This window comes from Synechococcus sp. H55.2 (genome assembly GCF_047462495.1).
Lineage (GTDB): Bacteria > Cyanobacteriota > Cyanobacteriia > Thermostichales > Thermostichaceae > Thermostichus.
This window is the reverse complement of sequence record NZ_JANSJH010000083.1, coordinates 1-12787: the sequence shown is the minus strand read 5'-3', so window position 1 is coordinate 12787 and position 12787 is coordinate 1. Positions and strand designations below refer to the sequence as shown.

The following is a 12787-nucleotide window of genomic DNA, read 5'->3' as shown; positions in this document are numbered from 1 at the left end:
GAGAGGGGCTGGGGGTGAGGGCCATCCCTCAGGGAGAGGGGCTGGGGGTGAGGGCCATCCCTCAGGGAGAGAGGTTGGGGGTGAGGGGCCCCTTTTTAGGATCCGATCCCCAAAAGCGCTCCCAATCCCACGGCCAGGAGAGCTGCTAGGGCTGTTTGAATGCCGTTCACCACTTCGTTGCTCATCCAGGCCAGGCGGGGTTGCAACACCACCCCCATCCAGCTTTCTGCCAAGGTGGCCAGGATCCCGGCCAGACAGCAAATGCCCAGCCAAAACGGGTCTCCTCTTACCCACTCCCCACCGATCCCCCAAGCCAAGGTGGCCATCCCTACCGCTGCCGCCACCCCTGCCAGGGATCCCTCCAGGCTCACGGCTCCTTCTGTGCCCGCCGGCACGGATTGGAAGGTGGTGATCAAAAAGGTCTGGCGTCCGTAGGCTTTCCCCACCTCGCTGCTGACGGTATCGGCCAATTTCGCTGCAAAGCTGGCACCATACCCCAACCACCACAGCGGATGCGGCAAGAAAGTGTAGCCCACCGCGCATACTGCCCCGGTCAAAGCGGATCCCCAGACATTTTCCGGCCCTCGCGCCCCCTCTCGCTTTTCGGCGATCCCCTGCGCCTGCTTGCGCCGGATCCCCAGCCGGGTGACGGCGGTGCCGACTAAAAAATAGGCGGCTACTGCTAGGTAACCCCGCCACCCCAGGCCCCCCCACACCAGCAGGCCAAGCAAGCCTGCATGGAGAACCCCAGCCCGCGTCAACGCCCTTTGCGGGATCAGCAGAGCCAGCGCCACCAAGGCCAGGTTGAGCCAGAGCGCCACTCCCCACTGACTCAGCAGCCACGCTTGCCACATAAACACCCAAAAAGCAGTGAAACCGCCGCCAAGGGTCAACTGCAGAAACGGAGAGGGAGGGATTCGAACCCTCGACGGAGCTTTTGGGCCCCGTAACTTCTTAGCAGGAAGCCGCTTTCGACCACTCAGCCACCTCTCCAAAGCGGCAGAGACACCCTCCGTTGGGATCCAGCCGCCAGCTCACCTATTGTAGAAGATGGGATCCCGCCCGGCAACTGGGCCTGCAAGAACTCCGTCCCGCTGTCGCGAATGGTCGGGATCCCTCCTGGAGGTAACCCCTGGGCTTGGGCGGCCCTAGCTCACCACCTGCACGTAGATATCGAAGCTGCCGCTGTTGTCGCCGTAGCTGCCCTTGGCATCGTTGACGTTGAAGGCAATATCCAAGTTGGGATCCAGATCTACCTCTTGGGGCTGCTCCGGCGAGGATTCCCAAACCTGATGGGCCACCAGTTGGGCGTTGGGCTGGAACACCACAAGCCCGTAGCGGCAAAGACCGGGGTAGCGCCACTCCGGCGGGGTCGGGATCCCTTTGCCAAGGGGCGAGCGGATGCTGGTGGAGAAAGAAAAGCCGTAGCGCCAGGCCACATTTTTCACGAAAAAGCGGATGCGGCTGGCCCGCAGCGGACGCCCCTGCCAGTGCAGGATATTGCCGGCCTCTTGATTGACCCGCAGGTCAGAGAAAGCCATCCAGCCCTGCAAGTTCTCCTCTTGGGGCTGGGTGCCTTCGATCACTTGAGCTTGGCTCCAGTCTAAGTCGCTGCCATCGCAGGCGATCTGGCGTGGAATTTGGGTCAAATCCAGTTGTGGCAACCCTAGAGTACCAGACGCAGATTGGGTAGACATCTATCTCTCCTTTTTTTCAAAATGACTCCCGAAGTGAGGATCTGTAGAGAGCTTACAGGGATCCCAAAAATGAAGCCGGGGAAAGGTTTTAAAGACAAACCTATTCCTCTCCCTGCTGCTTGGTGGAGAATCTCAGATGAACTATGACATCGGGGTTGAAAACCTCAGGCTCTTGCTCGATCGGGCAAGAGATTGAGGGTTCAAGCTCCTTACGTCAATAGGTCAACTTTACTTGATGGATGGCGGCTATTCCCAGAGAAATAGGCCTTTGCAATACTTTTTTAGGGAACCTTAGGAATCTGTTAATTCCCCACGACTTGACTGCCGACCAAAGCCAGAACCCAGATCCTTACTCAGCGCAGATCTGCTGGGAACTCGTATTCCAAAACACATTAATTTGTGCAATGCCCCTGTTAAGCACTCTTGCGCTCATCTGGTCTCTGGAGCAGCTCTCCGAACCCAGAGCGCTCTGACAGCCGTTTTTGATAGGATCACCATTACCAGTCTCGCGGGGTGCCCGGCGCCCACGGCATGCACGACACTTCTGCTCCCACCGATTTCGAAATTATCTCTCTGTCCGATCCTCAACAGGCCATGTCTTTGGCGGGCATTCAGGAGGCCAACTTGAGGTGGATCAGTCGCTTCAGTGGGGCTTCTGTAACGCTGCGCGGGCAAGACCTGTACCTGAAAGGCACCCCTCAGCAGCGGCAGCAGGTGCGGCAGTGGCTAGAATTGCTGAAGCCGCTTTGGCAAACTGGACACCCTGTCACGGTGATCGATGCAGAGCAAGCTTTTCGCGCCCTCTCCGGCCAGGAGGCTGCGGCCTATCAGCAAGCGCAAGCAGGTGTGTTGGCCCGCACCCGCAAGGGAGAGCTGATCCGGCCCAAAACGCCCCGCCAGCAGGAGTATGTGCGAGCCATTCGCGCCCACGACCTCTGCTTCGGCATCGGGCCGGCAGGCACCGGCAAAACTTATCTGGCCGCTGTTGTAGCCATTGCTGCCCTGCAAAACCGGGAATATGAGCGTTTGATCCTCACTCGCCCTGCCGTGGAGGCGGGGGAGAAGTTGGGTTTTTTGCCGGGGGATCTGGTGGAAAAGGTGGATCCCTATCTGCGGCCCCTCTACGATGCCCTGTTCGAGTTTATCGACCCGGCCAAGCTGCCCCAGTTGATGGAACAAGGGGTCATCGAGGTGGCGCCCCTGGCTTACATGCGGGGGCGCACTCTCAGCAATGCTTTCATCATTTTGGACGAAGCCCAGAACACCACCCCGGAGCAGATGAAGATGGCCCTCACGCGGCTGGGCTTCCGGTCGCGCATGGTGGTTACCGGGGATCTCACCCAAACGGATCTGGGCAAGCATCGCCTGTCGGGCTTGGCCGCTGCGGAGCGCATCCTGACGGGGGTGGAGGGGGTTGCTTTTTGCTACTTTGACCAGCGGGATGTGGTGCGTCACCCATTGGTGCAGCGGATTGTGGATGCCTACGACCGCTATGAGAGCCAGCAGTGATACTGGTGATACCTACTCATGATGAGTTGCGGAACGGTGCTCTTTTTCGATGCGGTGGGCACCCTGTTTCGGGTGCGGGGCGGCGTTGGCCAAGCTTACAGCCAGGTGGCAGCAGAATATGGGGTGAGGGTGGATCCCCCAGCGTTGGATTGCGCCTTTGCCCAAGCTTTTGCCCAGGCTCCAACTCCGGCCTGCCCAGGCTTGACGGGATCCGTCTTGCAGGAATGGGAGCGGGCCTGGTGGCGGCAGGTGGTGCGCCAGACCTTCGCCCAAGTGGGATCCCTGGCTGCTTTCGGGGAAGGGCAGTTTGAGGTGTTTTTTGCCCACCTGTTCGAGTACTTTGCCGGGGCGGGGCCCTGGGAGCTCTATCCCGAGACGCTGCCGGTTCTACAGGTTCTGCAACAGGAAGGGATCCGGCTGGGGGTGATCTCCAATTTCGACAGCCGCCTGCCCGGGGTGCTACAGCAGTTGCAGTTGGGTTCCTACTTTTCCAGCCTCACCCTTTCCACCCAGGTGGGCTATGCCAAGCCCGATCCCCGCATCTTCCAAGCTGCCCTGGCGGCCCAAGGGATCCCTCCCGCAGCCGCTTGCCACATCGGCGATAGCCACCGCGAAGACTATCAAGGGGCCAAAGCAGCGGGCTTGAAAGCCCTTTGGCTGGATCGAGAAGGAAAAGATCGCTCCTGCCAAGGACGGATAGCCGATCTGTGGGGAGCCCTTTCCATTCTCAACGGCTCGCAGCAGAATTGAGCAGCAGGGGGGCGAAGACCCCATCTGGCTTGAGCAAATAACGCCGCAGGTTCATCTGCCGCTCCAGAAGACAAGCGTGGCCGCTCAAGGGCGAGATCTCCACCTGCGCCCGGGGCAGCCGCTCCGCCAGCCGGCCCACCTCCTGCACCGACGGCAACAGGCGATCCCGCCCCCCCGCCACCAGCAACGTCGGCAGGGTCATCGACTCCAGGGGCAGCTCCTCCACGACAAACGATCCCAGCAAGGCCAAGCGCTGGGCAGCCACCTCTGGCGGGACGCTGTGCACGGCCTGGCGCAATCGCTCCCGATCCGGCGGCTCGATTTGGTTGAGCTCGGCCAAAAACCCCAGCCCCCGCTCCGACAATTGGTGATAGAGCCCTGGCGGCAAAAAGGGCAGCAGCCAATGCCCCGCCCACCACCAGGGCCGACGTCGCAGCGACGAGGCCGGATTGACCAAAACAAGGCCGCGGCACCGTTCCGGCCAGCGGGCAACCACCAACAAGGCTAGGCAGGCCCCAAAAGATTCTCCACACAAGTAGGCTCCTGTTTCCAACTGGGATCCCACCCAGTCGGCCAGGGTCTCCCAGCTATTTCCCGCCTCTGGGTGGTTCAAGCTCAGGGGGCGAATGCAAAACTCCCGCTCCAAAGCCCGCGCCTGCCGGTAAAACAACCCGCCTGTGCCATCCATACCGGGCAGGTACAGCAACAGAGGCCGCTCCTGACCAACTGCCTCCTTTGCCGGGCAGATCAAGCTAGAGGTTATCAGCTCGCCACTCAACTTTCTCATTTCCCTGCCAATCCCAATTGCACCTGTTCTCGGGCCGCTGCGGTTAGCTCTTGAATCACCTGCATTCGTTCGCGTCGGGATCGGTGGCGCTGCTTCCCAGTGACCCAGAGGGGGGATCCTACTCTGAGCACCACCCGCCGATACAACACCACCGGATGTCCCCCTTCCTGTTGAAAGCGGGGCTCGCTGGGGTCAAACCAGCGAAAGAAAGCCATGGGAATATCCACCCCCCGCCATTCTTCCTGGGCCCACACGGCCACCGGCAGAATCGGCAAGGGATCCACCGTTGCCGCCAAGGCCAGATGGGCAAAGCCCGGCTGAAACTGCCCCAACTCCTGAGGCGAGGTCGCACGGGTGATCTGCTCCGCGCCTTCCGGAAAGATCCCCACCCCCACGCCTGCCGCCAAGGTGGCCTGCGCCTGGCGAAAAAAATGGATTTGCTGCCGGGATCCCTGCTTGAGGGGAAGGCAACCCAGTGCCAGGGCCACCTCCCGCAGCAGCGGCACCTGAGACAGGTAGTAATGACAGGCAAAGCGAATTGGCCGATCCAACCCCGCGATCAGCACCGGCGCATCCAGGAAGCTGCGGTGATTGCTCACCACCACCAGCGGGCCGGCGGGAATGCGCTCCCCCCCCTCCACCCACACTTCCGTCTGGAAAAGGCTGAGCAACGACTGAGCCAGCATCTTGGAGTCTGGCGGCCAAGCCAAAACAGACAGGGCTGGGGACAACGGTTGCCAGAACGCTGCGAAGGATCCCATCAATAGTCCACCCCGCGTCGCAGATCGGCTCCCTGCTCGGCATAGTGCTTGTGGCTCACCATTTCCGAATGGACAGAGGCCAGCTCGAAATAGGGCAAGGGGGCATGGCAGCGGCCCGTAATGATGATCTCCGTATCGCGCGGCTTGCGCAACAAAGCCTGCACGATCGGCTCCACATCCAGCAGCTCCAGATCCACCGTCGGGTTCAGCTCATCCAAGATGATGGTTTTGTACAGGCCGGAAGCAATAGCTGCCCGTGCCAACTCCCAGCCCCGCTCCGCTTCTACATAGTCGATTTCTTGCTGTTTACCTCGCCAGACGATCGCATCCCGACCGCAACGCTGGTGATCCACCAGGTCGGGGTAGCTTTCTCGCAAGGCCCGAATGGCCGCATCTTCCGTGTAGCCCGTTCCCCCCTTCAGCCACTGCATGATCAGCACGCGGTGGGAGAGATCCTTGCTGATGCCGCGCCCGATGGCCTGTAGAGCCCGACCCAGAGCGCTGGTGGATTTTCCCTTGCCGTTGCCGGTGTAGATCTCAATGCCGCTGGGCTGGCCGTTTTGGGGATCCGCCCCCCGGCGCAGGCTGCGCATTTCCGAGTGCAAGTCTGCCAGGTCGATAATTTCCTTGGGCGCCCCCCGCCCGGTGATGATCACCTCCATCTCCTCCGGCTTTTGCTTGAGGGTGTTGACGACCTCATCCACCGGCAGCAGGCCCAGATCCAGCACCGGGTTGAGCTCATCCAGCACCACCACCGAGTAAAATCCTGACGCCAAAGCTCCCTTGGCCACATCCCAGCCGCGGCGGGCCTCCTGACGGTCAAACTTGGTGATCTCGTCCGGGCCGAAGAACTCCCCGCGTCCGGTGCGCAATTGATCGATGAGATGGGGGAAGCCCCGCTGCAGAGCAGCAATGGCCGCATCCTCGGCGTAGGTGCGGCCCGGCCCCTTGAGAAACCGCACCAACAACACCCGGCTGGGGGCCGCCTTTTCGATCCCCAAACCAATGGAGCGCAGCACAACCCCCAGCGCCGCCTGGGACTTGCCTTTGCCCTCACCGTCGTAGACGTGGATCTGGCCCCGTCGGCGGTCGAACTGCTGGGCGGTTACAATGCCGATTTCTGCCATGCCCCTCCGCATCGTGCCGTTGTCCAGAACTCTTGCCCTGCTACCCCCATCTTAGAGTCTAGCCACAGGTTTTTAGGAAAGCTGGCCAGGGGCCAGAAAAAGCCCTCAAGAGCCGAGAAAGGCCAGGATAAGATGAGCAATGGTTGTCCAGTCAATGCCTGTCTAGCGAGGGATCCCCCTTGTATCCGACTGCATTTTCTTCTCGCCCCTTATTTTCTGCCGTCGATAGCCCCATTGAGCTGGTGGGTGGAACACCGCTTATCCGCCTGCGGCGAGTGGCTGCCGATTTGCCGGAATCGGTGCGGGTTTACGGCAAGGCAGAGTGGTACAACCCCGGTGGCTCCGTCAAAGATCGCCCTGCCCTGAACATGATTCGCGCCGGCGAACGCCAGGGCAAGCTCACCCCCGGCAAGATCATCCTGGATGCCACCAGCGGCAACACCGGCATCGCCTACGCCTGGATCGGGGCGGCCTTAGGCTACAAAGTCAAGCTGGCCCTGCCAGCCAACGCCAGCCCGGAGCGCAAGAAGATCCTCGCGGCTTACGGCGTGGATCTGGTCTTGACGGATCCCGCCCTGGGATCCGATGGGGCCATCGAGAAAGCCCGCGCCCTCTACGCCGAAAACCCCGAGCTCTATTTCTACCCCGACCAATACAGCAACCCCGCCAACTGGCAGGCCCACTACGAGACCACAGGAGTAGAAATCTGGGAGCAAACCCAGGGGCAGGTCACCCATTTTGTAACCGGGCTGGGTACCAGCGGCACCTGTATGGGGGTAGGGCGGCGCCTGCGGGAGTGCCGCTCCGATATCCAAATCATTGCCATGCAGCCGGACTCTCCCTTTCATGGCTTAGAAGGCCTCAAGCACATGGCCACCGCCCTCAAGCCCGAGATCTACGATCCCACCCTGCCCGACCAGCACATCGAGATCTCCACAGAAGCAGCCCAGAAAATGGTCAAGCGCCTGGCCCTAGAAGAAGGCTTGCTGGTGGGCATCTCTGCCGGGGCCAATGTGGTGGCAGCCCTACAGGTGGCCCGTCAACTTTCCTCCGGAGTGGTGGTGACCATCTTTTGCGACGGGGCTGACAAGTATCTCTCGGAGCGGTTTTGGACGGAGGATTGACCTTACCGCGGCAGGATGCAAGAGGGCCAATGCCCTTAACAACTGCACACCTCTGCCGCTATGATGGTTAGGCTTAGAAGCGGATGTGGCGGAATTGGTATACGCGCACGTTTGAGGGGCGTGTGGCTTTGCCTTGCGAGTTCGAGTCTCGCCATCCGCACTGGGCCCGACCCCTCTCCCGGAGCAGGAGAGGGGAAGTGGGCAGTGGCGAGCCAGCCGAGAATTGATCTCGGCCTTTTGCGCTATTCCCGAACGGCGCCCTGCAGGCGTGCGCCCCAGGTGCGGGCAAAGCGCAGGTCAGCCCCAGCCAGATTGGCCTCGCGCAGATCGGCCCCCCGCAAGTCGGCGCCGTACAGGAATGCAGAAGAGAGGTCGGCCCCTCGCAGGTTGGCGCCCCGCAAATCTGCGCCTTCCAGGTAGGCGCCACTCAGGTTGGCTCCGCGCAATTGCGCCCGCCGCAAATTGGCCCCCACCAGGTAAGACTGGCTGAGATCGGCGCCCGTCAAGAGGGTGCGCTCCAGATTGGCCTCAATCAGGTCGGCACCCTGGAAGTTAGCCTCTGCCAGATCCAGGTTGCTCAGCTCGAGGGATCCCAGGCGGCAGTTGGGACAGGTTCGGGAAGCCATGAGATAGCGCAGGAAGCAGGCGTTGGGGGTTGTGGCGGCGGCAGTGGAGGCCACGGCTGCCGTGGTCAGCAGCGCTAAAACGGCGGCAGCTTTAAGATGTAAGTTCATGGTGACCAAGCCTCATCAAGGGTTGACGGCGACAATCCGCCAGAGCGGGGTTGTCCTGGGTTGGTCACATGATAGTGGCATCCGTCGGCTTCGACCACTCCACAGGTCTGCCTCGGCTCCCGGATTGACAAATTCCCTCAAGCTGCGATGACGTTGCGGCCTTATCGCCCTAGAGCTGGTGGGCTATCGCCGGGCGGGGGCGGATCTTGCAGCAGCGGCTGCAGCCCATGCCAAGACAGTTGCCCCAACCCTGCCAAAACCCCCAGTATTGCTGAGGAAGCCAGGACGCGATCCCAGCGGATTTTCGGCCTTCTCGGGCTGAAAGCCAGGGATCCGCTCCTGGCAACAGGAAGCGAGCGACGACGCAAAAAGTGTCCACAGCGGCGACAGCGACGATCGGAGTCGGGGTTTAGCCAATGGCAGGCTGGGCAGCGGAGCATGGCAAGGCCACAGATCCCATAACGATCCCATTTTGATGGGTGGGGAGGATATCGAAGATTCCTCCGGTTGGCTTGAGGGCAACCATTACTGCCTGCACTCCCCTGGATTGTGGACCAGGTTTGGGGCATCCTCAAGAGAGCACCTGGTGTGCCACGGCAGCCGGGATCCCTATCTGGGTGACAGGCTGTCGTAAGCATTGGATAGGAAGCCTTGATCAGCAACTCTGTGCCGGCCCTATGCAGATCTACCTAGAAAACATCTGTAAGCGCTATGGCCGCCGTGAGGTGGTGAGCGACGTCAGCTTGCACATTCAGCAGGGAGAGATTGTTGGGCTGCTGGGGCCCAATGGGGCAGGGAAAACCACCACCTTCTACATCATGACCGGCCTGATCCAGCCCAACCGAGGCCATGTCTGGCTGGATGACCAAGATATTACTCACCTACCGATGCACCGCCGGGCCCAGTTGGGGATCGGCTATCTGGCCCAGGAGCCGAGCATCTTTCGTCGCCTCAGCATCCAAGACAACTTGCTTCTGATCATGGAGCAGACACGGGTGCCTCGCCGCCTTTGGCAACAACGCCTCAACCAACTGCTGGAGGAGTTCCGCATTGCCCATGTGGCCCACAGCCTGGGCCTGCAGGTCTCGGGGGGAGAGCGGCGCCGCGCCGAGATCGCCCGCGCCTTGGCTGCCGGGATCCACGGGCCGAAATTTCTGCTGCTGGATGAGCCGTTTGCGGGGGTGGATCCCATTGCGGTGGCGGATATCCAGGAGGTGGTGGCCAAGCTGAAGCATCGCGGCATCGGCGTGTTGATTACCGACCACAACGTGCGGGAGACGCTGGAGATCACCGACCGGGCCTACATTCTCAACGATGGAGCCATTTTGGCCAAGGGCACGGCAGCAGAGCTGGCGGCGGATCCCTTGGTGCGCAAGTATTACCTGGGGGAGAAGTTCCGCCTCTAACGAGCTTCCTCTACTGCCAGGAATACAAAGCCCGCAGGCGTTGGCTTTTCTTGTGCTGGTGGGCTTGCATGCGGGCCAGCAGCTCGTCAAGAAGGGCGACCGCCTCCAGCAGATAGGGGCCTTTGTTGAGCATCACGCATTCGGCGCGGGCGGACATCACCGCATCGGAAAGCTCGGGCCGCGAGGGCAGGCCCTCTTTGGTGAGCTGATCCAGCACCTGCGTAGCCCACACCACCGGCACATGGGCGGCCTCGCAAATCCACAGCAGTTCTTCTTGGATCTCGCCCAAGCGCAGCCAACCGATCTCCACGGCCAGATCTCCCCGGGCAATCATCACCCCCAGCGGCCTATCAGCAGCCGTCGCGATGAGAGCTGGCAGATTTTTCACCGCCTGTCGGGTTTCGATTTTGAGGATCAACCCCAAGTCGGGCCGGGCCTGCCGCCGCTCCAGCTCGGAAAACAGCAACTGCAAATCCGCCGGCTGCTGGACAAAGGAATAACCCACCAAGTCGGCATGCTGCACCACAAAATCCAGGTCTTGGCAGTCTTTCTCGCTGAGGGGGCGGATCTGCAGCTGGCTATCGGGGAAATTGAGGCCTTTTTCGGCTCGCAACTTCTTGCCCTGGGGAGCAACTTTGTCCACCTCCAGCACCACGCCTGCCGGCTCGATCCCCACTACGCGGGCGCCAATCTTGCCGTCGTCGATCCAGACGGTTGTCCCCACCTGCAGGTTTGCCAAAATCTCCGGCAGGGTGCAAGCCACCTGGCAGGAGATGTCAGAGTTGACCGGCGGCATGGCTGCCGTGAGCAGGATGCGATCCCCACGGTACACCTTGGCTTTGCCCGGAGGCATAACCACCGGGCCGGTGCGGATCTTGGGGCCGGCCAGGTCGAACAAAATCTTGCAGCGCCGCTGGGTCTGGGCTTCGGCCCGGCGCAAGTGGGCCAGCATGTTCTCCCACACCGAGGGATCGTCGTGGGCGCAGTTGATTCGCGCTACGTCCATGCCCCGTTGCAACAACTCCAGCAGCAGCTCCGGCTGCTCGGCAGCTTCGCTGGGCAGGGTTACCATGATGCGGGCGCGGCGGTGGGGGGAGGGAGGGCCAAAGAGAGCCTCGGTGTGCTGCTCTAGGGCCGCATCCCCGGCGTAAAACGCTTCATAGCTGGGTCCTTCATGACTCAGCCCTTGAGCGGCGGCCAAAATGGCGATTACCGCATCGAGGCTTTCCAAAACCCGCGATTCACATCGCCCCAGCGACGACAGCCCCAGGGCGGCCAGCTCCAGTTGCAGGCTGCGCAGATCCTGTTGCCGCAAAGCCAGATACCGCGCCAGGTTGTGCATGGCGGGAGAGGGATCCCCAGAGCAGCCCCAAGCAGCCAAGTAGGTCTGGGATCCCTGTACAACTTGTTGCCGCAGTTCCAGGAGTTTTTCCAGCAAACCTTTGAGATCGGGGGAAGAGGAAGCCATGCTCGCAACTTTCTGAAAGCAGCCTGTCAAGCCCAATTCTAGGTTGAGACTCACTTTTGCTCGACAGCAGTTGTTTGATTGAGGCCATGAACCTTTCATTTGCCGACGTTCCGGTCTAGAGTCGTTAACAGCCTCCGGCTGCTCTGGCTGGATCAGCCTACTGCTTGTTCTGGATCTGGTTTCGTGAAACTTTATTCACCCCCCACCCATTCAGTCGGTCAGCTCTCGAGCACGTTCTCCCTGGCTTGTGCGGTGGGCCTGATGGATCGCTATGTCCTCTCGGAGATGCTGCTGCCTTTTCTCTTTGGGGTGGGAGCTTTCACAACCTTGGTGATGGCGGTGGGATCCCTGTTCGAGCTGGTGCGCCTGGTGGTGGAGGCGGGGTTATCGATTTCGGCAGCCTTGCAGGTGTTCGCGCTGCGGGCACCGGGGATCATCGTCTTGACGTTCCCGATGTCGATGTTGCTGGCGACGTTGCTGGCCTATGGGCGCCTGTCTGCCGATAACGAGATCACAGCCCTGCGCGGCTGCGGCGTGAGCCTCTACCGTCTGGTGGTGCCGGCTCTCATCCTCAGCCTGTTGGTGACGACGTTGACGTTTCTGTTCAACGAGCTGGTGGTGCCGGTGAGCAACCGCCAGGCGGCCCTGACTTTAAACCGTGCTTTGAACCGGGATCCGGACTTCCGGCGAGAGAATATCCTCTACCAAGAATTTGGCGAGATCCTTGCGCCGGAGCCGGACGGCAGTTTTTCCCGCCGGCAAGGGCTAACCCGTCAGTTCTACGCCCGCAGCTTCGATGGCAACCAGATGCGCGGCGTAATCGTCCTCGATTTTTCCAACGAGGCTCTCAGCCAAATTCTCCTGGCGCAACGGGGGCGCTGGGATCCCCAGGAGAACCTCTGGGTGTTTGAGGACGGCACCAACTACATCGTCTCGCCCGACGGCACCTACAGCAACATCGCCACCTTCAGCCGCCAGGAGCTGCGCCTGCCGCGCGCGCCGCTGGAGCTGGCTCAGGAGATCCGCAGCCCTGAGGAGATGAACATTCAAGAGCTGCGCCGCTACATTGAGGTCATCGCTAGCTCGGGGGATCTGCAGCGGGTGCGTCGCCTCCAGGTCAGCCTCCACCAAAAGTATGCCATTCCCTTTGCCTGCCTGGCCTTCACCCTCATTGGGTCGCCCTTGGGGTTGCGCCCGCAGCGCACCAGTTCCTCGTTGGGGTTGGGCATCAGTGTGCTGATTATCTTTGCCTTCTATGTGCTGTTGTTCATCACCCAAGCTCTGGGACAAATTGGAACGCTGGGACCGGCGGTGGCGGCTTGGTTGCCCAACTTGATCTGTATGGCCGTAGGGCTGGGGTTGCTCTACCGAGCCAATCAATAGCTGCCAGGCAGGGTTTTCCAGATGGGTAGAGGTAGGATCAG

12 protein-coding genes and 2 tRNA genes are annotated in these 12787 nt (G+C 61.1%); 6 read left to right on the top strand and 8 right to left on the bottom strand.

Annotated elements, in window-relative coordinates:
- Positions 1–95: 95 nt before the first annotated feature.
- From NW844_RS10025 to NW844_RS10015, 3 genes are all read right to left on the bottom strand, one after another.
- Positions 96–854: a TIGR00297 family protein gene (locus NW844_RS10025; protein WP_414335306.1), complete on the bottom strand. Its 759-nt coding sequence runs from the start codon at positions 852–854 to the stop codon at positions 96–98.
- 48 nt (positions 855–902) lie between these two features.
- A tRNA-Ser gene (locus tag NW844_RS10020) sits at positions 903–993 on the bottom strand.
- A 155-nt stretch (positions 994–1148) separates the two neighbouring features.
- Positions 1149–1697: a hypothetical protein gene (locus NW844_RS10015; RefSeq protein ID WP_414335305.1), complete on the bottom strand. Its 549-nt coding sequence runs from the start codon at positions 1695–1697 to the stop codon at positions 1149–1151.
- A 531-nt stretch (positions 1698–2228) separates the two neighbouring features.
- On the opposite strand from NW844_RS10015, the gene NW844_RS10010 reads away from it, so the two are divergent.
- Positions 2229–3206 carry a PhoH family protein gene (locus tag NW844_RS10010; protein WP_414335303.1) on the top strand — a complete coding sequence of 326 codons (978 nt, stop codon included), beginning with the start codon at positions 2229–2231 and terminating at the stop codon, positions 3204–3206.
- A gap of 18 nt (positions 3207–3224) precedes the next feature.
- The gene (locus NW844_RS10005; protein ID WP_414335301.1) at positions 3225–3956 is read left to right on the top strand and encodes an HAD-IA family hydrolase; all 732 of its coding nucleotides are present in this window, start codon (positions 3225–3227) and stop codon (positions 3954–3956) included.
- Here NW844_RS10005 and NW844_RS10000 read toward each other — a convergent pair.
- The 3 genes from NW844_RS10000 to NW844_RS09990 form a co-directional block, all read right to left on the bottom strand.
- Positions 3934–4662, bottom strand: a complete 729-nt coding sequence (locus NW844_RS10000; protein ID WP_414335300.1) for an alpha/beta fold hydrolase — start codon at positions 4660–4662, stop codon at positions 3934–3936. The two genes, NW844_RS10005 and NW844_RS10000, sit on opposite strands and share 23 nt — an antisense overlap.
- 77 nt (positions 4663–4739) lie before the next feature.
- The gene (locus NW844_RS09995; protein ID WP_414335298.1) at positions 4740–5429 is read right to left on the bottom strand and encodes a lysophospholipid acyltransferase family protein; all 690 of its coding nucleotides are present in this window, start codon (positions 5427–5429) and stop codon (positions 4740–4742) included.
- 74 nt (positions 5430–5503) lie between these two features.
- Positions 5504–6631, bottom strand: a complete 1128-nt coding sequence (locus tag NW844_RS09990) for a cob(I)yrinic acid a,c-diamide adenosyltransferase (RefSeq protein WP_414335296.1) — start codon at positions 6629–6631, stop codon at positions 5504–5506.
- Between the two features lie 179 nt (positions 6632–6810).
- Here NW844_RS09990 and NW844_RS09985 point away from each other — a divergent pair, with 179 nt between their 5' ends.
- On the top strand, positions 6811–7755 hold the full coding sequence (locus NW844_RS09985) for a PLP-dependent cysteine synthase family protein (RefSeq protein WP_414335294.1): 945 nt from the start codon (positions 6811–6813) through the stop codon (positions 7753–7755).
- Positions 7756–7834: 79 nt separating this feature from the next.
- Positions 7835–7915: transfer RNA gene (locus tag NW844_RS09980), tRNA-Leu, on the top strand.
- An 82-nt stretch (positions 7916–7997) separates the two neighbouring features.
- Here NW844_RS09980 and NW844_RS09975 read toward each other — a convergent pair.
- On the bottom strand, positions 7998–8489 hold the full coding sequence (locus NW844_RS09975) for a pentapeptide repeat-containing protein (RefSeq protein ID WP_414335292.1): 492 nt from the start codon (positions 8487–8489) through the stop codon (positions 7998–8000).
- A gap of 677 nt (positions 8490–9166) precedes the next feature.
- On the opposite strand from NW844_RS09975, the gene lptB reads away from it, so the two are divergent.
- Positions 9167–9895: an LPS export ABC transporter ATP-binding protein gene (gene lptB, locus NW844_RS09970; RefSeq protein WP_414335290.1), complete on the top strand. Its 729-nt coding sequence runs from the start codon at positions 9167–9169 to the stop codon at positions 9893–9895.
- Positions 9896–9905: 10 nt separating this feature from the next.
- Here the strand turns inward: lptB and NW844_RS09965 are convergent, their stop codons facing one another.
- Positions 9906–11363 (bottom strand): pyruvate kinase, encoded by a 1458-nt coding sequence (locus NW844_RS09965; RefSeq protein ID WP_414335288.1) that lies wholly within the window; start codon positions 11361–11363, stop codon positions 9906–9908.
- Positions 11364–11546: 183 nt separating this feature from the next.
- Between NW844_RS09965 and NW844_RS09960 the strand changes: the two genes are divergently transcribed.
- A complete protein-coding gene (locus NW844_RS09960) occupies positions 11547–12746 on the top strand; it encodes an LptF/LptG family permease (RefSeq protein ID WP_414335286.1) in 1200 nt (399 codons plus the stop codon).
- The last annotated feature ends 41 nt before the right edge of the window (positions 12747–12787 follow it).